22 protein-coding genes and 1 pseudogene are annotated in these 23,136 nt (G+C 69.5%); 11 read left to right on the top strand and 12 right to left on the bottom strand.

The features are described 5' to 3' along the window. Positions 1 to 267: 267 nt before the first annotated feature. The gene (rpsA, locus tag KUTG_RS14050; RefSeq protein WP_043717255.1) at positions 268 to 1,737 is read left to right on the top strand and encodes a 30S ribosomal protein S1; all 1,470 of its coding nucleotides are present in this window, start codon (positions 268 to 270) and stop codon (positions 1,735 to 1,737) included. 152 nt (positions 1,738 to 1,889) lie between these two features. Beyond that, entirely contained in the window at positions 1,890 to 3,074 is a 1,185-nt protein-coding gene (coaE, locus tag KUTG_RS14045; protein ID WP_043729296.1) for a dephospho-CoA kinase, read from the top strand. A gap of 93 nt (positions 3,075 to 3,167) precedes the next feature. On the opposite strand, the gene KUTG_RS14040 is transcribed toward coaE, so the two are convergent. From KUTG_RS14040 to KUTG_RS14030, 3 genes are all read right to left on the bottom strand, one after another. Next, entirely contained in the window at positions 3,168 to 3,686 is a 519-nt protein-coding gene (locus tag KUTG_RS14040; protein WP_043717253.1) for a ribonuclease FAU-1 family protein, read from the bottom strand. A 137-nt stretch (positions 3,687 to 3,823) separates the two neighbouring features. Continuing rightward, entirely contained in the window at positions 3,824 to 4,375 is a 552-nt protein-coding gene (locus tag KUTG_RS14035; protein ID WP_052394465.1) for a ribonuclease FAU-1 family protein, read from the bottom strand. A gap of 84 nt (positions 4,376 to 4,459) precedes the next feature. After that, positions 4,460 to 5,122 carry a DUF4232 domain-containing protein gene (locus tag KUTG_RS14030; RefSeq protein ID WP_043717252.1) on the bottom strand — a complete coding sequence of 221 codons (663 nt, stop codon included), beginning with the start codon at positions 5,120 to 5,122 and terminating at the stop codon, positions 4,460 to 4,462. Between the two features lie 366 nt (positions 5,123 to 5,488). On the opposite strand from KUTG_RS14030, the gene uvrB reads away from it, so the two are divergent. After that, positions 5,489 to 7,642, top strand: coding sequence for an excinuclease ABC subunit UvrB (uvrB, locus tag KUTG_RS14025; protein ID WP_304413667.1), 2,154 nt, complete (start codon positions 5,489 to 5,491; stop codon positions 7,640 to 7,642). 73 nt (positions 7,643 to 7,715) lie between these two features. Here uvrB and KUTG_RS14020 read toward each other — a convergent pair whose 3' ends face one another. Next, complete coding sequence (locus KUTG_RS14020; protein ID WP_255361023.1) at positions 7,716 to 8,228, bottom strand: RDD family protein; 513 nt, start codon at positions 8,226 to 8,228, stop codon at positions 7,716 to 7,718. Positions 8,229 to 8,538: 310 nt separating this feature from the next. On the opposite strand from KUTG_RS14020, the gene KUTG_RS63515 reads away from it, so the two are divergent. Further along, complete coding sequence (locus KUTG_RS63515) at positions 8,539 to 9,021, top strand: hypothetical protein (RefSeq protein WP_043717248.1); 483 nt, start codon at positions 8,539 to 8,541, stop codon at positions 9,019 to 9,021. Next, complete coding sequence (locus KUTG_RS63510; protein ID WP_043717246.1) at positions 9,018 to 9,341, top strand: winged helix-turn-helix domain-containing protein; 324 nt, start codon at positions 9,018 to 9,020, stop codon at positions 9,339 to 9,341. The genes KUTG_RS63515 and KUTG_RS63510 overlap by 4 nt, the downstream gene beginning before the upstream one ends. Here the strand turns inward: KUTG_RS63510 and KUTG_RS14005 are convergent. Continuing rightward, positions 9,332 to 10,072 carry a pyrimidine reductase family protein gene (locus tag KUTG_RS14005; protein WP_043729293.1) on the bottom strand — a complete coding sequence of 247 codons (741 nt, stop codon included), beginning with the start codon at positions 10,070 to 10,072 and terminating at the stop codon, positions 9,332 to 9,334. The two genes, KUTG_RS63510 and KUTG_RS14005, sit on opposite strands and share 10 nt — an antisense overlap. 39 nt (positions 10,073 to 10,111) lie before the next feature. Between KUTG_RS14005 and zapE the strand changes: the two genes are divergently transcribed. Continuing rightward, positions 10,112 to 11,134 carry a cell division protein ZapE gene (gene zapE, locus KUTG_RS14000; protein WP_043717245.1) on the top strand — a complete coding sequence of 341 codons (1,023 nt, stop codon included), beginning with the start codon at positions 10,112 to 10,114 and terminating at the stop codon, positions 11,132 to 11,134. Here zapE and KUTG_RS13995 read toward each other — a convergent pair. Beyond that, the gene (locus tag KUTG_RS13995) at positions 11,124 to 11,654 is read right to left on the bottom strand and encodes a PaaI family thioesterase (protein WP_043717244.1); all 531 of its coding nucleotides are present in this window, start codon (positions 11,652 to 11,654) and stop codon (positions 11,124 to 11,126) included. The genes zapE and KUTG_RS13995 overlap by 11 nt on opposite strands. Further along, on the bottom strand, positions 11,651 to 12,322 hold the full coding sequence (locus KUTG_RS13990; RefSeq protein WP_043729291.1) for a TetR/AcrR family transcriptional regulator: 672 nt from the start codon (positions 12,320 to 12,322) through the stop codon (positions 11,651 to 11,653). The genes KUTG_RS13995 and KUTG_RS13990 overlap by 4 nt, the downstream gene beginning before the upstream one ends. A 51-nt stretch (positions 12,323 to 12,373) precedes the next feature. Between KUTG_RS13990 and KUTG_RS13985 the strand changes: the two genes are divergently transcribed. From KUTG_RS13985 to KUTG_RS13975, 3 genes and pseudogenes are all read left to right on the top strand, one after another. Continuing rightward, positions 12,374 to 13,330 (top strand): quinone oxidoreductase family protein, encoded by a 957-nt coding sequence (locus tag KUTG_RS13985; RefSeq protein ID WP_043717243.1) that lies wholly within the window; start codon positions 12,374 to 12,376, stop codon positions 13,328 to 13,330. 42 nt (positions 13,331 to 13,372) lie between these two features. Beyond that, positions 13,373 to 14,993: pseudogene (locus KUTG_RS13980) on the top strand (ABC-F family ATP-binding cassette domain-containing protein). A gap of 118 nt (positions 14,994 to 15,111) precedes the next feature. Further along, positions 15,112 to 15,954: a glutamate ABC transporter substrate-binding protein gene (locus KUTG_RS13975; protein WP_052394462.1), complete on the top strand. Its 843-nt coding sequence runs from the start codon at positions 15,112 to 15,114 to the stop codon at positions 15,952 to 15,954. A 90-nt stretch (positions 15,955 to 16,044) separates the two neighbouring features. Here the strand turns inward: KUTG_RS13975 and KUTG_RS13970 are convergent, their stop codons facing one another. Together KUTG_RS13970 and KUTG_RS13965 are read right to left on the bottom strand one after the other, a co-directional pair. Continuing rightward, complete coding sequence (locus tag KUTG_RS13970; RefSeq protein WP_043717241.1) at positions 16,045 to 17,529, bottom strand: glycoside hydrolase family 30 protein; 1,485 nt, start codon at positions 17,527 to 17,529, stop codon at positions 16,045 to 16,047. 139 nt (positions 17,530 to 17,668) lie between these two features. After that, positions 17,669 to 17,995, bottom strand: coding sequence for a winged helix-turn-helix transcriptional regulator (locus tag KUTG_RS13965; RefSeq protein ID WP_052394460.1), 327 nt, complete (start codon positions 17,993 to 17,995; stop codon positions 17,669 to 17,671). 63 nt (positions 17,996 to 18,058) lie between these two features. Here KUTG_RS13965 and KUTG_RS13960 point away from each other — a divergent pair, with 63 nt between their 5' ends. After that, a complete protein-coding gene (locus KUTG_RS13960; RefSeq protein WP_043717240.1) occupies positions 18,059 to 18,778 on the top strand; it encodes an SDR family NAD(P)-dependent oxidoreductase in 720 nt (239 codons plus the stop codon). Here the strand turns inward: KUTG_RS13960 and KUTG_RS13955 are convergent. Next, positions 18,775 to 19,602, bottom strand: coding sequence for a GNAT family N-acetyltransferase (locus tag KUTG_RS13955; protein WP_043717239.1), 828 nt, complete (start codon positions 19,600 to 19,602; stop codon positions 18,775 to 18,777). The genes KUTG_RS13960 and KUTG_RS13955 overlap by 4 nt on opposite strands. A gap of 43 nt (positions 19,603 to 19,645) precedes the next feature. Then, positions 19,646 to 20,869, bottom strand: coding sequence for an ornithine--oxo-acid transaminase (rocD, locus tag KUTG_RS13950; RefSeq protein WP_043717238.1), 1,224 nt, complete (start codon positions 20,867 to 20,869; stop codon positions 19,646 to 19,648). Positions 20,870 to 21,146: 277 nt separating this feature from the next. Between rocD and KUTG_RS13945 the strand changes: the two genes are divergently transcribed. After that, positions 21,147 to 22,235 carry a lactonase family protein gene (locus tag KUTG_RS13945; RefSeq protein WP_232240794.1) on the top strand — a complete coding sequence of 363 codons (1,089 nt, stop codon included), beginning with the start codon at positions 21,147 to 21,149 and terminating at the stop codon, positions 22,233 to 22,235. 66 nt (positions 22,236 to 22,301) lie between these two features. Here KUTG_RS13945 and KUTG_RS13940 read toward each other — a convergent pair whose 3' ends face one another. Then, positions 22,302 to 22,877, bottom strand: a complete 576-nt coding sequence (locus KUTG_RS13940; RefSeq protein ID WP_043717236.1) for a dihydrofolate reductase family protein — start codon at positions 22,875 to 22,877, stop codon at positions 22,302 to 22,304. Between the last annotated feature and the right edge of the window lie 259 nt (positions 22,878 to 23,136).

Here is a 23,136-nt window from a genome sequence, read left to right as displayed (position 1 = left end):
CGCCGACCTCGCGCTTGGCCGCGCCCGCCGTGCCGAGCATGTCCTCGGCTCCTGCGTAGCGTTCCTGCGTGCTCACACTGCTCCTTCTGGGGACCGGGTTTGCCCGGCCGTCACGGGCGCGCGTACGATATGGGCCGCGTAGTAGGTTCTGTGCTGCCCACAACTTTGGACTCAGAGCTTCTTGACCATGGCCTGGAGTTCTGGCGGCGCACGCAGCACGACAACTTCAGGCCCCTAAACCCAATCCGTACCGGAGCAACCCACCTAATGTCCACCGACACCACCATTGTCCCGGCTTCGACGCCCCCGAAGCAGCAGATCGCCGTCAACGATATCGGCACGGAGGAGGACTTCCTCGCCGCTATCGACCTGACGATCAAGTACTTCAACGACGGCGACATCGTTGAGGGCACCATCGTCAAGGTCGACCGGGACGAGGTCCTGCTCGACATCGGCTACAAGACCGAGGGCGTCATCCCCTCGCGCGAGTTGTCGATCAAGCACGACGTCGACCCCAACGAGGTCGTCAAGGTCGGCGACGAGGTCGAGGCGCTTGTCCTTCAGAAGGAGGACAAGGAAGGCCGCCTGATCCTCTCCAAGAAGCGGGCTCAGTACGAGCGCGCCTGGGGCACCATCGAGGCCCTCAAGGAGAAGGACGAGCCGGTCAAGGGCACGGTCATCGAGGTGGTCAAGGGTGGTCTCATCCTCGACATCGGCCTGCGTGGCTTCCTGCCGGCCTCCCTGGTCGAGATGCGCCGGGTCCGCGACCTGCTGCCCTACGTCGGGCGCGAGCTCGAAGCCAAGATCATCGAGCTGGACAAGAACCGCAACAACGTGGTCCTGTCCCGCCGTGCGTGGCTGGAGCAGACGCAGTCCGAGGTCCGCAGCGAGTTCCTCAACCAGCTGCAGAAGGGCCAGGTCCGCAAGGGCGTCGTCTCCTCGATCGTCAACTTCGGCGCCTTCGTCGACCTTGGCGGCGTGGACGGCCTCGTGCACGTCTCCGAGCTGTCCTGGAAGCACATCGACCACCCCTCCGAGGTCGTCGAGGTCGGCCAGGAGGTCACCGTCGAGGTGCTGGACGTCGACATGGAGCGCGAGCGCGTCTCCCTGTCGCTGAAGGCGACTCAGGAAGACCCGTGGCGCCAGTTCGCCCGCACCCACGCCATCGGCCAGATCGTGCCCGGCAAGGTCACGAAGCTGGTTCCGTTCGGCGCGTTCGTGCGGGTCGACGAGGGCATCGAGGGCCTGGTCCACATCTCCGAGCTGGCCGAGCGCCACGTGGAGATCCCGGAGCAGGTCGTCCAGGTCAACGACGACGTCATGGTCAAGGTCATCGACATCGACCTCGACCGTCGCCGGATCTCGCTGTCGCTGAAGCAGGCGAACGAGGGCTTCACCACGGAGACCGAGTTCGACCCGACCCAGTACGGCATGGCCGCCGAGTACGACTCCGAGGGGAACTACATCTACCCCGAGGGCTTCGACCCGGAGACCCAGGACTGGCAGGAAGGCTTCGACAAGCAGCGCGAGGAGTGGGAGCGGCAGTACGCCGAGGCCCACACCCGCTACGAGGCCCACATGAAGCAGATCGTGAAGGCCGCCGAGGCCGACGCCGAGGCGCAGGGGGAGACCAACTACTCCTCCGGCAGCACCGAGGCTCCGGCTCAGGGTGGCGGCTCCCTCGCCAGCGACGAGCAGCTCGCCGCTCTCCGCGAGAAGCTGTCCGGCGGCGCGTGAGCGTCCGGTAGGTAGCTAGGCCAGAAGAGCCCCCGCTCCCCGGAGCGGGGGCTTCTTCATACAGGGTCTTCATGCAGGGAAGGACGCCTTACCCGCGTTGAGCGAGGGTAAGGCGTCCTTCCCTGCGTCAGGCGGGTGGTTGGATGGTGCTCATGCTGCAGATCGGGTTGACCGGAGGCATCGGCGCCGGCAAGTCCACCGTCGCCCGGCGACTGGCCGAGCTCGGCGCGACGGTCGTCGACTCCGACAAGATCGCCCGCGAGGTCGTCGAGCCGGGCACCGATGGCCTCAGGGAGATCGTCGCGGCCTTCGGGGCCGACGTGCTGGCCGAGGACGGGAGCCTGAACCGGCCGGCGCTGGCGGCCAAGGTGTTCGGCAACGACGAGAACCGGGCCCGGCTCAACTCGATCGTGCACCCGAGGGTGCGGGACCGGGCCGTCGAGCTGACCGGCAAAGCCCCAGCTGACGGCATCGTGGTGCAGGACATCCCGCTGCTCGTCGAGAACGGCATGGCCCCGGCTTTTCACCTGGTCGTGGTGGTCGACGCCGAGGTGGAACTGCGCGTGCACCGGCTGACCACCAGTCGCGGCATGGACGAAAAGGACGTACGGGCGCGAATCGCCGCACAGGCCTCGGAGCGGCAGCGCCGCGAGGCAGCCGACGTGTGGCTGGACAACAGCGGCGCCGAGAACGACATTCGGGCGGCGGTCGACGAGCTGTGGCACGACCGGCTGCTGCCGTTCGAGCAGAACGTCCGCAAGCGGACCTACCCGGGCCGGGGCGGCCCGAAGATCGTCGAGCCGGACCCGGAGTGGGCCCGGCAGGCCCGGCGGCTGATCGCCCGCGTGACACTGGCGGCGGGGGACAAGGCCCTGCGGGTCGACCACGTCGGGTCGACGGCGGTGCCCGGCCTGGCGGCCAAGGACGTGATCGATCTCCAACTGACGGTCGCGAGCCTCGCCGACGCCGACGCCCTGGCGGAAACCCTGACCGGGGCCGGTTTTCCGGTGCTGCCGGAGTTCACCCGGGACACTCCCAAGGCGACGGACCCGGACCCTGAGCACTGGCGCAAGCGCACCCACGCCAGCGCGGACCCGGGCCGCTGGGCCAACCTGCACATCCGGGTCGTCGGCTCGCCGGGCTGGCGCTACGCCCTGCTGTTCCCGGCCTGGCTGCGGGCCGACGACGACGCCCGCGCCGAGTACGAGGCGGTGAAACGTGAGGCTGCCCCGCGTTTTGCCGACATCCCGTCCTACGGCGACGCCAAGAACCCCTGGTTCGACCAGGCCGACGCCCGGGCCGAGGCCTGGGCGGAGAAGGCGGGCTGGACGCCCTGACGTTGGTCCCCGCCTAACGGAGCCGCAGGCGTGGCCGGGCGGGGAACGACCACTGCGACGTCGCCCGGGACGCGCTACCGGGCGAGGAAGTCCTTACAGGGGCGGCCAGACGTCGAAGATGTCCAGGTGGCTCAGCCACGCGTTGAGGTCGTGGCGGAAGTGGCTGATCTCCTCGAGCGTGCGGTGCACGGTGCGCAGCGCCAGATCGGCGTCGCCGGGGCGCAGCACGCGGCCGGCGACGGCGGCGGCGAACTCCTCGGAGCGCACGATGCGGGCGGTGGTGCCGCCGGGCACGGCCAGTCCCAGCAGCAGGTCGGTGGTGCGCCACGACCGCGTGTCGCGCTGCACCCGGACCGCGGTCAGCGTGCTCGGCGTCGGCCGGCCGTGACGGGAGCGGGACCGCAGATGGGTCAGGCGCAGGCCCAGATCGGGCAGCAGCCAGGTGACCTCGCACTCGGAGAACGGGTCCTCCGGTGTCGGGCATTCCATCCGGAGCCCCCACCGTTCCACCACGCATGTCGTCAGGTGTCGCGTGCCACCGGACGAGTAGCTGCGGACCCCGGTGAAGGTGTCGACGGTGTCGACCAGCTGCGGAGTGATGACCGTTCCCACGCGACCCGAGGGTAGCCCTAGGTGTTCGCCCGGTGACCGTCCGGGTCGATTCGTTACATCACGCATTGTGGCCGTTTGGATACCGAATGGGTTGCGGACGTTCCCGTCAGTCGAACGGCTCTTGACCCCGATTTCGGTCATCGGCTAATGCCCCAGGCCAGTTCGACGCCCTCGGCGGCCAGCCACCGCTGGATGTCGTAACCATGGGCCGCGATTCCGGCCACCGCCCGGTAGGTGCCTTCCAGGGCCACCTGGGCGTCGTGGGCGCTGAGCACGCCCAGTCGTACCGCGGTCATCAGCTCGTCGGTGTCGAGCACCTCGACCTCACGGCCGGTGCGCACCAGCAGGTCCAGGTAGAGGTCCACGGTCCGCCAGACCTGCTCGTCGGGCTGCACGTGGACGATGTCGACATAGAAGTCGTAGTCCCGCTCGTGTCCCGCGTGCCAGCTCTGCTTGGTGACGCGCAGTCCGTGCGTGGGCAGCAGCCACGACTCGAAGTGGCTGAGCTGGGGATGGCCCACCACGGCCCGCGACATGTACAGGCCGTGCTCGGTGAGGCGGTACTCGTCGACCGTCCGCACCTGGCGCTTGGGATCCGTGTTGGTCATCGCCTTCAGGTCGAACAGCTCGACCTTCGGCGGATGGACATGGGCCTCGCCGCGGACCTGGGTTGGCACGTGCACGGTCATGCCGACATCGTCTGACCTGCGGGGCGGTCACTGCCATCCTCCGGCAGGGTCAAATTCCGACCGCTGTCGGGCGCCTGCGTTCGGTCAGCTTGTGATGGAAGTGCCCACGCTGCTCACCGTGAGCAGCGGGCCGACCGAGCCGGCGCAGCCCCGGCCGGAGCTCGGCAGGAACATCGCGGCGGTCTCGTTCGGCGGGTAGACCCGCAGGCCACGCACGTCGACCGGCTTGCACTGGTCGGCCGGGAACGGGTCCGCGTTGACGATGATCAGGCCGGCGTTGGTGCTGGAGCCGGGACGCAGCGTGATCGCCGGGCCCTGGTTGCCGCTGCGGTTGGCCGCCTGTCCGACCTGTTGGCCGTTGTCGCCGGTCACGAACGAGACGCCCGGGAAGCCCTGGAGGGTGCAGGTGCGCTGGCCCGTATTGGTGAACTGGATCGAGGTGTACGTCTTCTGCATCGCATGGTCGGAGTCGTGCCCGAACGACAGTTTCAGCTCACTCGACTTGCAGTTCGACGGATTGCTCGACACCACCGGCTGCGCCCCGTTGTCGCTCGTTTGCTGCGTGCCCGTTCCGCCGTCCGACGCCGCGTTGGCCGGCTGCGCGGGCGTGGTCGTCGCCGAGGCACTGGTGGTGGTGTTTCCACTGGTGATGGGGGTGACGGTGGCGGAGATCTGGGCGCCGCCGCAGGCGCTCAGCACGAAGGCGCCGGCGATGCAGGCCACTCCGACAGCAATAGTGGAACGCATGGTGTTCTCCCCGACTGTGCGGCGCGGCGGAATGGTGGATCTAATCGCCTCGCCATGGTGGATCTGATGTAGAGAGGATGTTTGTGCGGCCATTTGGTTGAGGCAGTGTGATGTGGATTACAGGCGATGAACCGGCCTTGAGAAGCCGCGTTGGGGCAGGGATGGGGGTGGCAGTCAGCGTCGCGAGGCCGCGCCGGTGCCTGGAGTGGTTGGCGGATTTCGCCCGCCGCCACCCGACGCGCCCCGCCACCCAGGCCGATGCGGCGGGCTAAATCCGGCAAGCGAAGGCACCGGGTTCGAGCGGCCGAGCCGCGCTGCCGGAGGCGGCGCCATGAAACTGTCAGGGTGGTCTCCTACTCTGTGGGTGTGGCTGATTCACCTGTGCTTGCTTCCTCGGAGTTCCGACCCGTCAGTGACATCCCGCGTGCGGACGGCCGGTTCCGGGTGGTCGCCGACTACCAGCCGTCGGGCGACCAGCCGCAGGCCATCGCGGAGCTGGAGCGGCGGCTGACGCGCGGCGAGCCGGACGTGGTGCTGCTGGGCGCCACCGGCACCGGCAAGTCAGCCACCACGGCGTGGCTGGTGGAGAAGCTGCAGCGGCCGACGCTGGTGATGGCGCCGAACAAGACCCTGGCGGCGCAGCTGGCCAACGAGCTGAAGGGGTTCTTCCCCGACAACGCGGTCGAGTACTTCGTCAGCTACTACGACTACTACCAGCCCGAGGCCTACATCCCGCAGACGGACACCTACATCGAGAAGGACTCCTCGATCAACGAGGACGTGGAGCGGCTGCGCCACTCCGCGACGATGAGCCTGCTGACCCGACGGGACACCATCGTGGTCGCCTCGGTGTCGTGCATCTACGGCCTCGGCACGCCCCAGTCCTACCTGGACCGCTCGGTGCAGCTGAAGGTCGGCGGCGAGGTGGAGCGCGACCTGTTCCTGCGCGCGCTGGTGGACGTGCAGTACACGCGCAACGACATCGCCTTCGCCCGCGGCACGTTCCGGGTGCGGGGCGACACCGTGGAGATCATCCCGGCCTACGAGGAACTGGCCGTGCGGGTCGAGTTCTTCGGCGACGAGATCGACCGGCTCTACTACCTGCACCCGCTGACCGGCGAGATCGTGCGCGAGGTCGACGAGTTGCGCATCTTCCCGGCGACGCACTACGTGGCCGGGCCGGAGCGCATGGAGCGGGCGATCACCGCCATCGAGGCCGAGCTGGCCGAGTCGCTGGCCCGGATGGAGAAGCAGGGCAAGCTGCTGGAGGCGCAGCGGCTGCGCATGCGCACCACGTACGACATCGAGATGATGCGCCAGGTCGGCTTCTGCTCCGGCATCGAGAACTACTCCCGGCACATCGACGGCCGCGGCGCCGGCACCGCGCCGGCCACGCTGATCGACTACTTCCCCGAGGACTTCCTGCTCGTCATCGACGAGTCGCACAACACCGTGCCGCAGATCGGCGGCATGTACGAGGGCGACGCCTCGCGCAAGCGCAACCTGGTCGAGCACGGCTTCCGGCTGCCCAGCGCCCTGGACAACCGGCCGCTGACCTGGGAGGAGTTCCAGGACCGGATCGGACAGACCCTGTACCTGTCGGCGACGCCCGGCCCGTACGAGATGGGCCAGGCCGGCGGCGAGTTCGTGGAGCAGGTGATCCGCCCGACCGGCCTGGTCGACCCGCAGGTGGTGATCAAGCCGACCGAGGGCCAGATCGACGACCTGGTGCACGAGATCCGGGCCCGGGCCGAGCGGGACGAGCGGGTGCTGGTCACCACCCTGACCAAGAAGATGGCCGAGGACCTCACCGACTACCTGCTGGAACTGGGCATCCGGGTGCGGTACCTGCACTCCGAGGTGGACACCCTGCGCCGCGTCGAGCTGCTGCGGCAGCTCCGGCTGGGCGACTACGACGTGCTGGTCGGCATCAACCTGCTGCGGGAGGGCCTCGACCTGCCCGAGGTGTCGCTGGTGGCGATCCTCGACGCCGACAAGGAGGGCTTCCTGCGCTCCGGCACCTCGCTGATCCAGACCATCGGCCGCGCCGCCCGCAACGTGTCGGGCGAGGTGCACATGTACGCCGACCGGATCACCGCCTCGATGGAGTACGCCATCGAGGAGACCAACCGTAGGCGGGACAAGCAGATCGCCTACAACACCGAGCACGGCATCGACCCGCAGCCGCTGCGCAAGAAGATCGCCGACATCCTCGACAAGGTCTACGCCGAGGCCGAGGACACCGACGGCGTCAAGGTCGGCGGCTCCGGCCGCAACGCCTCCCGCGGCAAACGGGCCACCGGCGCCGACGGCGGCCGGGCCGCCTCCGCCGGCGTGCTGGTGGACCGCGACGTCAAGAACATGCCCCGGGCCGCGCTGGCCGACCTCGTGCAGCAGCTCACCGACCAGATGATGGCCGCCGCCCGCGACCTCCAGTTCGAGCTGGCCGGCCGCATCCGTGACGAGATCGCCGACCTCAAGAAGGAGCTGCGCGGCATGGACGCCGTCGGTCTCAAGTAGACCGGTACGTCGATGGCCAGACCCCCGAACACGAGCACGCCCCGTCGCTGGATCGCTCGTACGAGAAGCGGCCCTAGGTGCCGACCACGCGGGTGCCGGTGAGCCAGTCGTGCAGGGCGCGGCGCTGGGGATGCACGAGGGCCAGGCCGATGCTGACGGGCACGATGACGTAGACGCAGCCGAGGCAGAAGCAGGCGGTCTGTTGGGTGCCGAGGTGCATCCACAGGCGGCTGAGGCCAAGGTGGGCGAGGAACCAGGGGCTGAGCTTGATGGCGGTGCGCAGGGCCAGCTGCCAGGCTGTGGCCCGGGATCCGTCGTTGCGGACCACGCGCAGGCCCACCCGGCGCTTGCCGAGGCTGCCCTGGCGGCGGCTGGTTTCGGTGAGCACGAGGTAGATGCCGACGGGCAGCAGGCCGATGGCGACGGTGACCAGGTCGGCGGACAGCTCGCTGGAGGCGCTCCACCCGGGTTCGAGGCCTAACGCCCGCAGCCCGATGGCCACGCCGCCGATCAGCAGCAGCCAGGCCAGCGCGACGAGGCAGTCCACGAGGCAAGCTTCGGTCCGGGCCCTTGACCCGGCCCGCACCTGGACGTGACGCGGCAACTGCTCACCCCCGACCGAACTGCTTCAGCCGACAACAAGATCATTAGATCACGCCGCCGACCGGACCGGGCTCGTCGAGCCGAATCGTATCGGCACGAACCGGTTCCGAGGTCAGCCCGCGAACGGCCCAACCTCCGCCCCCGGTAAGCCGAACGCCCCCGCCTGATGCCACATGCGCTTCCCACGTGGCATCAGGCGCCATATGGGAAGCGCATGTGGCGAAACGCGTGCTTGTCGGCTGGGGCTGCTGCGGAGTACTTTCCTAGTTGGAAAGTACTCTCAAGGGGGAAAGATGAACGAGGACATCGAGGCGGCGGAGGCTGCGAGGGCGCTGGAGGAGATCGGACGGCGGCGGGAGCAGGTGGTGCGGCGCAAGGTGTTTCCAGCCTGGTACTGGTGGGCGCACGCGGGCCTGATGGTGGTGCTCGCGGCGGCGGTCGAGCATGGCGGCGGCGTTGCCCTCGGCGTGGGGATCGGCGTGTTCGTGGCGGGTGGCCTCACCCTCGACGTGCCGGTGTCCCGCAGGGCTCGCGCGGCGGCGCCGTACCGTGGCCTGGGCGGGCCGGAGGCGTCCCGCCGGACCCTGATCGGGTTGGTGGGCTTCATCGCGGTGGTGCTCGGTGTGGCGGTGGCGGTCGGGTTGAGCCTGCGCGCGGCGGGAGCGCCCTACCCGGCCACGAGCGCCGCGGTGGCCGCCGGGCTGGTGTTCGCGATCGCCGGCCCGATGCTGGTGCGGCTGGAAGCGAACATGCTGCTGCGGCGGGGCCGCCGGTGACCACGCCGCGGTTCGACGAGCTCATTCACGCGCCGACCCGGTTGTCGCTGGTCGCCTTTCTCGCCGCGACGACGTGGGCCGACTTCACGGTCCTGCGCGACAGCGTGGGCCTGTCCGACTCCGCGCTGTCCAAACAGCTCACCACCCTGGCCGACGCCGGCTACGTCGAGATCCGCAAGGCCTTCGTCGGCAAGCGGCCGCGCACCTCGGCCCGGCTCACGGCCGACGGCCGCACCGCGTTCGACCGGCATGTGTCGGCCCTGCAGGAAATTGTCGCCCGCGCCGGTGGATCCGTGATCCCGACCGAGAGTCAGGCGTGACGGGCGCGGTAGCGGAGCATGAGGAAGTTCTCGTCGGTCAACACCGAAGCCAGCTCCAACTCCCGAGGCGCCACGGGGGGAGGACCGAAGGCGATGCGGCTGGCGTCGCCACCGGCCAGCAAAGGGGAGATGGACAGGCAGAGTTGGTCGACGAGGCCGGCCTCGATGAGACCGCCGAACAGGTGTGGACCGCCCTCGCAGCTGACGCGGCGGAGGCCCCGCTTGTCGAGTTCGGCCATGGCCACCGAGAGGTCGACGTCGGCGTCGCCGGTGATGACGACGTCGGCGCCGGCGTCGGAGAGAGCCGTCAACCGATCCTCGGGCGCCGAGGCGCAGGTGAGGACGATGGAAGGAACCACGGTGTCGGTGACCAACGGCGAGTCGGGGGCGATGGTGGCCCGCCGGGTGACGACGGCGATGGGCGGAACGGGGCGCAGCCCGAGGCGGGCGCGGACGGCGGAGCGCACCTCGCCGGACTTGACGCCGCCGTAGCCCTCGATGGCGGCGGTGCCGGCCCCGACGAGGACGACGTCGGCCAGGGTCCGCCCGAGCATGAAGACCTTCTTGTCGGCCGGCCCGGACAGGCCGTGCGACTTGCCGCCGACCGTGACGGCGCCGTCGGGGCTGGAGACGAAGTTGACCTGCACCCACGGCCGGGACAGCTCGGCGGGGTAGTCGTAGAGCCGCTCTAGCTCGGTGTCGTCGATGTCACGGGCGTGGGGCAGGAGCATGCGCACGGTCTCATCCCAGCACGACACTACGATTCGCACATGACCACCCCGCGCCTGATCGACCGGAGTCCCACGATCAGCGGGGACGAGATCGTCGCGGCCATGGTCCCGCCGCCCCGCTTCGGCGATGTCAGCTTCGACAGCTACATCCCGAACGCGGACGAGCCCAGCCAGGCGGAAGCGGTCCGCCAGGGCCGGGCCTTCGCGGCCAGGGTCGCCGGCGACACCCGGTCGAAGTCCTGGGTGCGGAACCTGTTCGGCGCCAAGGACGAGGGCAAGAAAGGCCTGTACCTGGACGGCGGCTTCGGCGTCGGCAAGACGCACCTGCTGGCGTCGGTGTGGCACGAGGTCCCGGGCCCGAAGGCCTACGGCACCTTCGTCGAGCTCACGCACCTGGTGGGCGCGCTGAGTTTCATGGAGGCGGTGAAGCGCCTGTCCGAGCACCGCCTGCTGGCGATCGACGAGTTCGAGCTGGACGACCCGGGCGACACGACGCTGGTCACACGGCTGCTCCAGGAGCTCACCGCGGCGGGCACGTTCGTGGCGGCGACGTCGAACACGCTGCCGGAGAAGCTGGGGGAGGGCCGGTTCGCGGCGGACGACTTCCTGCGCGAGATCCGCAGCCTGTCCCAGCGGTTCGACGTCGTGCGGGTGGACGGCCCCGACTACCGGCACCGCGGCCTGCCGGACGCGCCGGACCCGATGACCGACGAGCAGCTGGTCCGCAACGCCGAAAACACCCCGGGCGCCACGCTCGACGACTTCGACGAGCTGTGCGCGCACCTCGCCAAGCTCCACCCGTCCCGCTATGGACGGCTGGTCACCGACGTGACGGCCGTGCACCTGCGCAACGTGCACGCCGCACCGGACCAGGACGTGGCGCTACGCCTGGTGGCCTTCGCCGACCGCCTGTACGACCGCGCGGTCCCGGTCGCGGTGTCGGGCCTGCCGCTGTCGGAGCTGTTCACCGACGAGATGCTGCGCGGCGGCTACCGCAAGAAGTACCTGCGGGCGGTGTCGAGGCTGATCGCGCTGTCCCGCGAAGCGCACGTCACGGGTTGACCTCGAAGTCCCGGCCTTCCAACCCGCGGCCGTGCTTGCTGAAGTGCTCCAGGGCGACCTCGATGAACAGGCCCTGCGCGGTCAGCGCCACCGGCCCGTCCGCGGCGTTGAGCCGCCCGACGGCGCTGGTGTAGATCTTGCGGCCGAGCATGCCGTCGACCTGGGCCCGGATGTGCAGCACGGAGCCCACCGGCACCGGCCGCCGGAAGTCGGTCTCCAGCCGTCCGGTGACGGCCGGGATGTGGGTGAGCATGCCCAGCATGCCGAGCACCTCGTCGAACGCGCACGCCAGCAGGCCGCCGTGGGCCAGGCCCGGGGCGCCCTGGTGGTGCTCGGTGACGTGGAAACGGCCGTCGACGGTCAGCCCTTCGCCGGCCCGGGCCCGCATGTGCAGGCCGCTTTCGATGTCGCCGCAGGCGAAGCACTGCGAGTAGTGCACCGGCAGTTCCTCGCCGGGCGCGGGCGCGTCGGGATGCCGCGGCGGCAGCACCGCGCCCTCGGGTAGCTCGACCTTGTTCACCCGGCAAGTATCAAACGCTGCTCCATGCCGGCGATCACCAGGTCCAGTCCGAACTCGAACTGGGTGTCCCCGCCGACGGTCTGGCGCAGCGCGCCGGCGTGCTCGACCAGCGTGGGATACCGCTCGGGCGGCAGGCCGGTCATTATCTGCCGCACCTTCTCGCGCCGCTCCGGATCCCGGTTCTCCTCCAGCAGACGCACTTCCAGCGTGGTCACGCCGACGACGAAGCCCAGCAGGGTGGTGTAGGCGCGGGCCGCGTTCTCGGCGTTGAACCCGCCCTCGACCAGGGCCTTGAGCAGCGACTCGGCCGACTCGGCGGACTCGTGCCCGGCCAGCGGGCGCTGCTGGAGCAGCCCGGTCAGGCACGGGTGCTCCAGGATCTGGCCGCGCAGCCGCCGGCAGATGGTGCGGATCTGGTGCTGCCAGCCGCCGTACGCGGTGGTCAGCGCGGCGGCGCCCAGCGCGTGGTCGCGCACGGCGTCGAGGAGCTCGTCCTTGCCACGGAAGTAGGTGTACAGCGTCATCGGCGCGACACCCAGGTTCTTGGCCAGCGCCCGCAGGCTGAACGCCTCGACGCCGACCTGGTCGAGCAGGTTCAGCGCGGAGGCGACGATGAGCTCCGCGCTCAGTGTGTTGCGGGGCACCCTCGTCCGGGCTGTCGTCTCCATGCCGTACACTGTACCGTACGGCGTACGGAACGGCGACGAAGGAGTCACACGGTGCGTGCGGTGCAGGTCAGCGAGTTCGGTGGGCCCGAGGTGCTCAAGGTGGTGGAGCTGCCCAGGCCGGTGCCGGCGGCCGGCCAGCTGCTGGTCAAGGTGGATCGGGCCGGCATCAACTACGCCGACACCCATCAGGCCGAGAACTCCTACCTCTCGCAGCAGTCGCTGCCCTTCATCCCCGGCGGCGAGATCGTCGGCCGCACCGAGGACGGCCGCCGAGTCGTGGCCCTGAGCGCCGGCGGCGGCTACGCCGAGTACGCCCTCACCCACGAGAGCCTGGCCTTCGAGGTGCCCGACGGCGTCTCCGACGCGGCCGCCCTCGCCCTGATCGTGCAGGGCACCACCGCCTGGCACCTACTGCGCACCTCCTCGCACATGCAGGTCGGCGAGTCGGTCGTGGTGGTCTCCGCGGCCGGCGGCGTCGGCACGCTCGCCGTGCAGCTGGCCAAGCTGTGGGGCGCGGGCCGCGTCATCGGCACTGCCTCTTCGGACGGCAAAAGGGGCCTGGCCGTGGACCTCGGCGCGGACGTGGCCATCGACGCCGAGCCGACCGACACCCTGACCGAGCGCCTGATCGAGGCCAACGGCGGCAAGCGCGTCGACATCGTGCTGGAGATGACCGGCGGCGGCGTTTTCGACGCCTCGCTGAGCGCGCTGGACTCCTTCGGCCGCCTCGTCGCCTACGGCGCCGCCTCCCGCACCACGGGCTCGCCCGTGGCCCCGAACAAGCTGATGGCGTACTCCAAGTCGGTGATCGGCTTCTGGTTGCAGGACTGCTTCCGCCGTCCCGGCATGATGAAGGACGCGATGAACGAGCTGTTCGGGCTGGTGGCCACCGCCAAGCTCAAGCCGCTGCTCGGCGGCGACTACGCGCTGAGCGACGCCGCGCAGGCGCACATCGACATCCGCTCGCGCAAGACCGTGGGCAAGCTGGTCCTCGACCCGAGCAAATAACGGATTTGGTGGGCAGAGCCCGTTAGGTCACCATGGGCCCTTATGGGGTTCCTAGAGGCCGGCGGGCTCGCTTATCAGCTCTCCGACGGCCGGCAGCTGTTCAGCGACGTCACCTTCCGGGTGTCGCAGGGGCACGTGGCCGCGATCGTCGGTGAGAACGGCGCCGGCAAGACGACGCTGCTGCGCATCCTGTCCGGCGAGCTGACGCCGGCCGACGGCGGTGTCGTCGTGCAGGGCGGCCTCGGCGTGATGCCGCAGTTCATCGGCTCGGTGCGTGACGAGTCGACGGTCCGCGACCTGTTGCTCGCCGTCGCCGTGCCCGCGTTGCGGGCCGCCGCGAAGGAACTGGACGAGGTCGAACTCCTGTTGATGGAGGTCGACGACGAGCCGACGCAGATGCGCTACGCCGACGCGCTGGCCGCGTGGGGCGAGCTCGGCGGCTACGACCTCGAGGTGCTGTGGGACGTCGTCACCGTTGCCGCGCTGGGCATCCCGTACGACCGGGCCCGTTTTCGGGGCGTGCGAACGATGTCCGGCGGCGAGCAGAAGCGGCTCGTGCTGGAAGCCCTGCTGCGCGGCAACGATCAGGTCCTGATGCTCGACGAGCCGGACAACTACCTTGACGTGCCGGGAAAGCGCTGGCTGGAGGAGCGGCTCCGCGAGACGAACAAGGCCGTGCTGCTGGTCAGCCACGACCGTGAGCTGCTGGCCAACGCGGCCACGCACATCATCGCGCTGGAGGCCCGCACGACCTGGGTGCACGGCGGCGGATTCGCCACCTGGAAACGAGGCCCGCGCCGCGCGTTGGGCCCGCGTCGCCGAACTGCACAAGCGCTGGGACGAGGAGCATGTGCGGCTGATCGAGCTCGTGAAGGAGTTGCAGCGCCAGGCGGCGAGCAGCCCGGACATGGCTTCGAGGTACCGCGCGATGCAGACCCGCCTGCGCAAGTACGAGGAGAGCCCGCGGCCGCCGGAGCTGCCGCAGGAGCACGAGGTCAAGCCGCGACTGCGCGGTTCCCGCACCGGCGTCCGCGCGATCACGTGCGAGCAGCTGGAGCTGACCGGCCTGATGAAGCCGTTCGACGTCGAGGTGTTCTTCGGCGACCGGGTGGCGGTGTTGGGCTCCAACGGTTCCGGCAAGAGCCACTTCCTGCGGCTGCTCGGCGGCGGGGAGGTCGCGCACACCGGTTCGTGCCGGTTGGGCGCGCGGGTCGTGCCGGGACTGTTCGCGCAGACACATGAGCATCCGGAGTGGATCGGCCGCACGCTCGTGGATGTGTTGTGGCACGGGGAAGACGGCCGCAAGGGCCTCGACCGCGGCGCCGCGATGTCCGTGCTGAGCCGTTACGGCCTGGCCGCCAGCGGTGACCAGCGCTTCGAGACGTTGTCGGGCGGGCAGCAGGCGCGGTTCCAGATCCTGTTGCTCGAACTGTCCGGCGCGACCTTGCTGTTGTTGGACGAGCCCACCGACAACCTCGACCTCACCTCGGCCGAGGCGTTGCAGGACGCGCTGGAGGAGTTCACCGGCACGGTCGTGGCCGTGACCCACGACCGCTGGTTCTCCCGGTCCTTCGACCGCTTCCTGCTGTTCGGCTCCAACGGGATAGTTCACGAAGTACCGGAACCGGTGTGGGACGAGGGCCGCGTGGTCCGCACGAGGTGACTTTCGTTCACAAGAATCGGTCAGGACAGAATTGTTCACGTCGTTGGTCTGGACGGTCTACCGTGCGAACCCCTAAGTTCGCCTGATCCCTGACGACCGACGACTGTTTGGTGGACGCATGAGCTCCAAGGTGTGGGTCGCGGCCGCTCGTCGTGTGTCTGTCGTGCTGGCCGCCGCGCTCGTGGCGGCGGCCTGCGGCAGCGGCGGCAGCAGCGACACCGTGATCGGCAAGGCCTCCGGCGGGCACCTGACCATCGCGATCGCCGAGGACCAGCCGGGCAGCAGCCTCAAGGGCCTCAACGGGGACTACAGCGGCTTCGACATCGACGTGGCCCAGTTCGTGGCCAAGGAGCTCGGCGTCGACCCGTCCGGCATCACCTGGCGCTCCACCGTCAGCGCCGACCGGGAGACCGTGCTGGAGAACGGATCCGCCGACATGGTGGTGGAGACCTACTCCATCACCGACAAGCGTAAAAAGGTGATCTCCTTCGCCGGCCCGTACTTCGTGGCCGGGCAGGACCTGTTGGTGCGGCTGGGCGACACCTCCATCACCGGGCCCGAGTCGCTCAACGGCAAGCGCCTGTGCTCGGTCGCCGGCACCACCTCCGCGCAGGAGGTGAAGGACAAGTTCGCGCAGCAGACCAAGTTGGTCGAGTACGCGCACTTCTCCGAGTGCATCACCGCACTGCTGGCCCGCATCGTCGACGCCGTGACCACCGACGACCTCATCCTGGCCGGTTACGCCTCTCAGAACCCCGAGCTGCTCCAGGTGGTGGGCAAGACCTTCACCCAGGAGCGCTACGGCATCGGCGTGCGCAAGGGCGACACCGCGTCGGTCTCCAAGATCGACGACGCGATCAGCAAGATGATCAGCACCGGCGCCTGGAACTCCTCGCTGCAGCACAACTTCGGCGGCACCGGCTACAAGATCCCCTCCCCGCCCCAGGTCACCGAGCGCTAGCAAGATCAAGGGACCGATCCTGGCGTTGAACGTCAGGAAGGGCCCCTTACTGACGTTCAACGTCAGTAAGGGGCCCTTCCTGACATCAACTCAGTGGATCGCGCCCCACTGGTAGGTGACGGTGGCGCCGGCGGGGAGGGTGGCGTCGAAGGAGTGGGTGCCGTAGACGACGGTGAAGGTCTGCGTCGTGGTGCCGGTGTTGAGGGCCACCAACGACGTCGAGTGGTCCGGGTTGGTGAAGGCGACCGTGGTCAGCGGCGCGCCCTTGCTGGAGTTGGTGTCGACGGTGCTGGCGATGTGGGTGGCGCCGTTGGGAACGAACTTCGAGAAGTGCTCGATGTCGCGGTACTGGTCGTTGTAGGTCACGGCCTTGGTCGCCGAGTTGACGGTGATCGTGCCGTTGCAGGAGCCGCAACCGCCGAGGTGCGGGCCGTGGTTCTCGTCCAGCGCGATGTTCCAGTCGATGGAGCTGCGGCCCCAGTTCTGCATCACGCCGATGATCGTGGAGGAGTCGCCGCCCTCGCACTCGGTCATGAAGATGTCCTTGCCGGGGAAGGAGGCCCTGAGCCCGGTCTGCGCGGTCGGGTCGCCGAAGTAGCAGTGGTAGGCGGTGCCGGCGACCCAACGGTAGGCGTCGGTGGCCAGCAGGTCGTACGGGTAGTTCGGCTCCGGGTCCTCGCTCGCGCGCTGGTGCGAGGAGATGTCGCCGGGGTGCTCGGACCAGTTGTGGTCGAAGGCCAGGATCCTGGTGTGCAGCCCGGCGGCGTGGATCGCCGGCCCGAGCGCCTCGATGACCTTGGCCTCCTGCTCCCAGGGCAGGTCGGTGCCGGGATAGTTCTTGCGCTCCAACGCCTGCGGCTCGTTCTGCACGGTGAGGTAGTCCACCGGCACGCCGGCCCGCTGGTAGGCCTGGATGAACTTGACGAGGTACAGCGCGTAGGCCCGGTAGATCTTCGGGTCGTCGATCAGCTTGCCGTCGATCATCGAGCCGGAGGTCTTCATCCAGCCCGGCATGCTCCACGGGCTGGCCACGATCTGGATGCGCGGGTTGAGCTTCAGGGCCTGCCGCAGCAGCGGCAGGATCTGCGTCTCGTCGTGGGCGATGGTGAAGTGCCGCATCTGGTAGTCGGTCTGGCCGGCCGGCAGGTCGTCGTAGCTGTAGTCCTGGCCGACGGCGAAGTCCGAGGCGCCGATGGGCTGGCGCAGGAAGTTGATGCCCGCGCCCGTCCTGGGATCGAACAGGTTGCGCATCACCTCCGTCCGGTTCTCCGGCGTCAGGCCGTACAGGACGTTGGCCGAGGAGTCCGTTATCGCCGCCCCGAAGCCGGAAACCGACTGGTATCTCACGTTCGGGTCCACGTGCACGGTCACGGGCGTCTTGGTGACGGTGCCGTTGAGCGGAAGCGACCCGTCCGTCGGCGTTTCCACGCCGGGCGTGGTCAGCCACTCGTGCACGGTGGTCGGGTTGGCGGGTGGGGCGGTCGCGGCGGCGGGAGCCGCGGTTGCTGCGTTCGTCACCGGCAGCACTGCCGCGGCGGCCGCGACAGCGAGGCTCAACAGAAGGCGGGTTCGCATCAGGCGATGGTCCTTTGTTCACGCTGATGAACGGCGGCGGTTTTGCGGTGTTACCGGTTCAGGGCAGGTGAAACCCAATCAAAGGACTTCGTCCGACACAAGGTTTAACTCGAAGACGACCGCGACGGAGCAACCGCCCTCACCGCGCGTGATCAGCGTCTTTGTCCACGGCGTGGTGGCCGATCCAGGTCACCAGCTCGGCCAGCCGCGGCATGAGGTCACGGCCGAGCTGCGTCAGGCTGTAGGTCACCTGCGGTGGCACCGTCGGCGCCTCAGTGCGGAGCACGAACCCGTTGCCGGCCAGCCCGCGCAGCGTCTGGGCCAGCATCTTCTCGCTGACGCCCGTCATTCGGTCACGCAGCTCCGCGAACCGATGCGGTCGTTCCGCCAGCGCGGTCAGGATCGGCACGCCCCAACGGCTCGTGACCGTGTCCAGAACCGGACGCCCCGGACAATCAGCTCTCATGGTCGGAGCTTACCCGGAAGTGCGTACTTCCCAACGGAAAGCGCGGTTCCTACGGTCGGCACCATGATCTCGCTGCACGGCCGGACCGTGCTGATCACCGGTGGCAGCAAGGGAATCGGGCGTGGCATCGCCACCGCCATGGCGGCCGCCGGCGCCCGGGTCGTCGTCAACTACGGCCGCGACCAGCTCGCGGCCGACAACGTCGTCGAGGCGCTCGGCGGTGAGGCCGTCGCGATCCGGGCCGATGTGTCGAAGGCGGCCGACGTGCGCCGGCTGTTCGCCGAGGCCGGACCGGTGGACGTGCTCGTGAACAATGCCGCTGCCTTTTCCTTCCAGCCCATCGAGGACGTCACCGAACGGGAGTTCCGCCGCCAGTACGACACCAATGTGCTCGGGCCGCTGCTGGCCATTCAGGAATTCCTCAAGCAGGCGCCGGAAACCGGGGGCGGCATCATCAACGTCACCACGGCCGGCGTCTCCACCAACAGCCCCGGTGGTGCGCTCTACACGTCGACGAAGGCGGCGCTGACCACGCTGACCCGCATAGCGGCCAAGGAGTTCGGGGCGCGGGGCATCCGGGTCAACGCGATCGCCCCCGGCGCGACGGACACCGAAGGGGCACGCGGGCTGGGCGCGCTGGACGCTCCGGGGCTGGCGGCGCGGATCCCGCTCGGGCGGGTCGGGCGGCCGGAGGACATCGCGCCGGTGGCGGTGTTTCTCGCCTCTGACGACGCGTGCTGGATCACCGGCGAGGTGGTGCACGCCTCGGGCGGCTTCCGCTAGCCCAGGGCCTGCATGACCGGGGTGAACAGCCGCGACCGGTCGCCCGGCAGATCCTCGCCGTGGATCATGCAGGTGCACTCGAACCAGGGCGCGATGCCGTGGGCGGCTGCCCAGGCGGCCAGGGCGGGGTGCTCGGTGTCGAGGCGGACGTCTCCGTCCACAGTGGACGCGACGGCGGCGATGAGGTCGGTGGCGTCGGACAGGTCGGCGGCCAGCACGGGGCCGATCACGACGATGTCGCCGTCACGCCAGGAGCCGGCGTAGCCGGTGATCACGCCGTCGGTCTCCAACACCCGCATGTGGCCGGCGAAGCGGAGGTAGTCGGCCAGCAGGTCGCGACGGTCGGCGCCGGTGACGGCGGCGTCGAGGGCCAGCACGGCGTCGAGGTCGGCGTAGGTGAAGGGGCGGGTGCGGTTGGGGCCGTGGTGGTGCTCGGCGAAGCGGCCGCGGAGGGTGTGCACGGGGCCGGTCGGACGGAAGCCGAGTTTCTCGTACAGGGGCATGCCCTCGGCGGTGGAGTGAAGGGCGATGGTGTCGGCCCCGGCGTTGTCCATGGCGTGCCGCATGAGCATGCCGCCCAGCCCGCGGCCGCTGCACCGGCTGGCCACCAGCACCATGCCGATCCAGGCCAGGCGCGGGCCGAACCGGCTCAGTATCACCGAGCCGGCCAGGTCCCGCTGCTGTTCGCGCAGGCCGAAGCCCTCGCCGACGGTCAGCAGGAACGACCACTTCCGCCGGGAGCGCGGCCACCGCCGGTCGGCGGCGAGATCGAGACACGCGGCCAGGTCGTCGATGCCCAGCCGCGCGATTGACGCGGTGTCCATACGATCAACGTCTCATGACGTGGGTCACATGCGGTACGGCATTTTACCTACCTATAACGTTGGCAATCGCCTGAACTCCACGGTCGATCTCCTCGCGGGTGATCACCAGCGGCGGCGCGACGCGCAGCGTGGTGTCGTGGGTCTCCTTGCACAGCACACCTCGCTTGGCCAGCGCCTCGGACGCCGCGCGGCCGGCCGGGCCGCCGGGGGCGATCTCGACGCCGGCCCACAAGCCGCGGCCGCGGACCTCGGCGACGCCGTGGCCGATCAGCTCGCCCAGCCGCCCGTGCAGGTACGCGCCGAGCTCACGGGAGCGCTGCTGGAACTCGCCGGTGGCCAGCAGCTTGACCACGGCGCGGCCGACCGCGCAGGCCAGCGGGTTGCCGCCGAAGGTCGAGCCGTGCTCACCGGGCTTGAGCACACCGAGCACCTCACGCCGGCCGACCACCGCCGACACCGGCATGATGCCGCCGCCGAGGGCCTTGCCCAGCGTGTACAGGTCGGCGCGGACACCGTCGTGGTCCAGGGCCAGCAGCTCGCCGGTGCGGGCCAGGCCGGACTGGATCTCGTCGGCGATCATCAGCACGTTGTTGTCGTCGCACAGCTTGCGGATGCCCGCGAGGTAGCCGGTCGGCGGCACGACCACGCCGGCCTCGCCCTGGATCGGCTCGATCAGCACGGCCGCGGTGTGCTCGGTGATCGCGTCGGCCATCGCGCCCAGGTCGCCGTACTTGACGACGGTGAAGCCCGGCGTGAACGGGCCGAAGTCGGCTCGGGCCGTGTCGTCGGTGGAGAACGACACGATCGTGGTGGTGCGGCCGTGGAAGTTGGAGCCGGCCACGACGATCTGCGCGGTGCCGGCCGGCAGGCCCTTGACCTGGTAGGCCCACTTGCGGGCCACCTTGATCGCCGACTCGACGGCCTCGGCGCCGGAGTTCATGGGCAGCACCAGGTCGGTGCCGGTGAGCTCGGCCAGCTCGCGGCAGAACAGGCCGAACTGGTCGTGGTGGAAGGCGCGGCTGGTCAGCGTGACCCGGCCCAGCTGCTCGACGGCGGCGGCGACCAGGGCCGGGTGGCGGTGCCCGAAGTTCAGCGCCGAGTAGCCGGACAGGAAGTCCAGGTACCGGTTGCCGTCGACATCGGTCACCCAGGCGCCGTCGCCCTCGGCGATGACGACCGGCAGCGGGTGGTAGTTGTGCGTGCTCCACCGCTCGTCGAGGTCGACGTAACCGGCGGCCGTGGCGGGGGTGTCGATGGTGGCGGTCATGTCCCAAGGCTAGATGGCCGCTGGCGGTGATTTCATCCGGCCGACGTTGCGTATGACACCTGTTTGTTGCGCTGTTCGAGATTCTGGCGGCGATTCGTTGCATGCAGATGGCGTTGCGCAATATGCAACCTTGATTGCACGCCTTGCCTGACGCGATGGTCTAGGCCACAGTGGCGGCACGCCGCCGTTGTTCGGCCGAAAGGGGCGTGTGGTGCCTGGTTTGGATCGTCGGCGGTTCCTGGGGGTGCTCGGGGCCGGGGTCGGAGGAGCGGTTCTGATGAGCGGTGGCGTGGCCGAGGCCGGCCCGGTGTTCGGCCCACAGGCCACCACCCGGCCGCTGTTCATCGGCACGTACACGGACGGCAGCGGCGCCGGCAAGGGCATCGGTGTCGGCACGTGGGACGCCGCCAGCGGCGCGCTCACCGCCAAGTCCGTGGTCTCCGTGTCCAACCCGTCCTTCCTCGCGCTCGCCCCGTCGCAGCGCTTCCTCTACGCCGTCGACGAGCAGGCCGGTGGCAAGGTCACCGCCCTGTCCGTGTCGAACGGCGCGCTCAAGGTGCTCAACAGCCAGTCCAGCAAGGGCGACGGCCCCACGCACCTGTGCGTCACCCCGGACGGCAAGCACGTGCTGGCCGCCAACTACGACTCCGGCAGCGTGGTCGTGCTGCCCGTCAAGGCCGACGGCAGCCTCGGTGCGGCCACCGATGTCGCGCAGCACAAGGGTTCCGGGCCCGACCCCGACCGGCAGGAGGGGCCGCACGCGCACCAGGTGCTGCCCGACTGCACCGGCGCCTACGTGCATTCCGTCGACCTCGGCACCGACACGGTGTACGCCTACACGGTGTCCAGCGCCGGCAAGCTCAAGCTGGTGCACCAGGCCAAGGTGCCGGCCGGCCAGGGGCCTCGGCACCTGGTCTTCCACCCCAACGGCCGGTTCGCCTACATCGCCAACGAGCTCGGCAACTCGGTCATCGTCGCCACGTATGACGCTTCCTCGGGTCTGCTGACCCCGGGCAAGCCTCAGACGACCCTGACCGCGCCGCCGCCCTCCGGCGTGCGCAACTACCCCGGCGAGATCATCATCTCCGCCGACGGCCGGTTCGTGTACCTGTCCAACCGCGGCGCCGACAACGTGGCGGTGTTCGCCGTCGGCGACGGCGGGGCGTCGTTGAAGCTGCTGGCCAACACCCCCGTCGGCAAGAACCCCCGGCACATCGGGCTCGACCCGACCGGCTCGTTCCTGTTCTCCTCCAACCAGGACTCGGCCACGGTCAGCAGCTACAGCGTCGACAAGGCCGCCGGCCTGCTCAAGGCCGTCGGCACGCCGCTGAAGTCCCCGATGCCGGTGATGACCCTGCCGCTCTGAGCCCTCGCTCGACGTCACATGCGCTCCTCACTTGTCACCTGATGGCAAGTGAGGAGCGCATGTGACTTAGCGGACGACGTCGTAGACCAGCTTCTGGATGCCGTTGCCGTACGACTCGCTCTCGATGACCTTGAGGGCCTGCTTGTCCTTGTCGGCCGCGCTGAACAGCCGCTTGCCCGCGCCGAGCAGGACCGGGAAGACCAGCAGGTGGTACCGGTCGATCAGGCCCGCGTCGGCCAGCGCCCGGTTGAGCGTCGCGCTGCCGTGCACGATCACCGGGCCGCCCTCGGTCTCCTTCAGCGCCGCCACCTCGTCCAGCGACCTCAGGATGCTGGTCTCGCCCCAGTTGTCGACCAGGTCCTGCTCCTTCAGCGTCGTCGACACCACGTGCTTGGGCATCGCGTTGTACTTGGCGAAGTCGTCCGTCATCCCCGGCCACACCGGCGAGAACGCCTGGTAGCTGACCCGGCCCAGCAGCATCGCCGACGCCTCCTCCTGCTCCCGCCCCTTCAGCTCGTACGCCGCCGGGTCGAACTCGATGCCCTGGAACGTCCAGCCCGAGTTCCGGTAGCCCGGCTCGCCGCCCGGGGCCTCGACAACGCCGTCGAGGGACACGAACGCGGTGGTGATCAGGGTGCGCACTGGGTGCTCCTTGGGGTGGTTCCGACCTGCTGTCATCACTGCGTCGAACGGGCCGCGCCGGGATCGACACGCCCTACCCAAAAGATCTTCCCGGTCAGAAAGCGCTGGCCACGGCGTCGGCGCGTTCGTGGCGGGAGAGGGCCCGCAGCACGGGGAGGGCCCCGCGCCGGGCCACGGCGATGCGGGCCAAGGTGACAGTCGTGGCGTCGACGACGTCGGCGGGGAAGCCGGGGTGGGGACGCCGATGCTGACGGCGAGG

The sequence above is a fragment of the Kutzneria sp. 744 genome (assembly GCF_000568255.1).
GTDB lineage: Bacteria > Actinomycetota > Actinomycetes > Mycobacteriales > Pseudonocardiaceae > Kutzneria.
Note: the sequence above shows the minus strand (reverse complement) of the source record. Positions and strands in the feature narration are given on the sequence as shown.

What these genes read in the sequence shown, in the direction of transcription:
- KUTG_RS13975 (WP_052394462.1), top strand. Translation starts at nt 15,112, where the DNA reads ATGAGCTCCAAGGTGTGGGTCGCGGCCGCTCGTCGTGTGTCTGTCGTG.
- KUTG_RS13990 (WP_043729291.1), bottom strand. Translation starts at nt 12,322, where the DNA reads ATGGAGACGACAGCCCGGACGAGGGTGCCCCGCAACACACTGAGCGCG.
- KUTG_RS14030 (WP_043717252.1), bottom strand. Translation starts at nt 5,122, where the DNA reads ATGCGTTCCACTATTGCTGTCGGAGTGGCCTGCATCGCCGGCGCCTTC.
- KUTG_RS14035 (WP_052394465.1), bottom strand. Translation starts at nt 4,375, where the DNA reads ATGACCGTGCACGTGCCAACCCAGGTCCGCGGCGAGGCCCATGTCCAT.
- KUTG_RS13965 (WP_052394460.1), bottom strand. Translation starts at nt 17,995, where the DNA reads ATGAGAGCTGATTGTCCGGGGCGTCCGGTTCTGGACACGGTCACGAGC.
- KUTG_RS63515 (WP_043717248.1), top strand. Translation starts at nt 8,539, where the DNA reads ATGAACGAGGACATCGAGGCGGCGGAGGCTGCGAGGGCGCTGGAGGAG.
- KUTG_RS13955 (WP_043717239.1), bottom strand. Translation starts at nt 19,602, where the DNA reads ATGGACACCGCGTCAATCGCGCGGCTGGGCATCGACGACCTGGCCGCG.
- coaE (WP_043729296.1), top strand. Translation starts at nt 1,890, where the DNA reads ATGCTGCAGATCGGGTTGACCGGAGGCATCGGCGCCGGCAAGTCCACC.
- KUTG_RS13960 (WP_043717240.1), top strand. Translation starts at nt 18,059, where the DNA reads ATGATCTCGCTGCACGGCCGGACCGTGCTGATCACCGGTGGCAGCAAG.
- zapE (WP_043717245.1), top strand. Translation starts at nt 10,112, where the DNA reads ATGACCACCCCGCGCCTGATCGACCGGAGTCCCACGATCAGCGGGGAC.
- KUTG_RS14005 (WP_043729293.1), bottom strand. Translation starts at nt 10,072, where the DNA reads ATGCTCCTGCCCCACGCCCGTGACATCGACGACACCGAGCTAGAGCGG.
- KUTG_RS13970 (WP_043717241.1), bottom strand. Translation starts at nt 17,529, where the DNA reads ATGCGAACCCGCCTTCTGTTGAGCCTCGCTGTCGCGGCCGCCGCGGCA.
- KUTG_RS13945 (WP_232240794.1), top strand. Translation starts at nt 21,147, where the DNA reads ATGAGCGGTGGCGTGGCCGAGGCCGGCCCGGTGTTCGGCCCACAGGCC.
- rpsA (WP_043717255.1), top strand. Translation starts at nt 268, where the DNA reads ATGTCCACCGACACCACCATTGTCCCGGCTTCGACGCCCCCGAAGCAG.
- rocD (WP_043717238.1), bottom strand. Translation starts at nt 20,869, where the DNA reads ATGACCGCCACCATCGACACCCCCGCCACGGCCGCCGGTTACGTCGAC.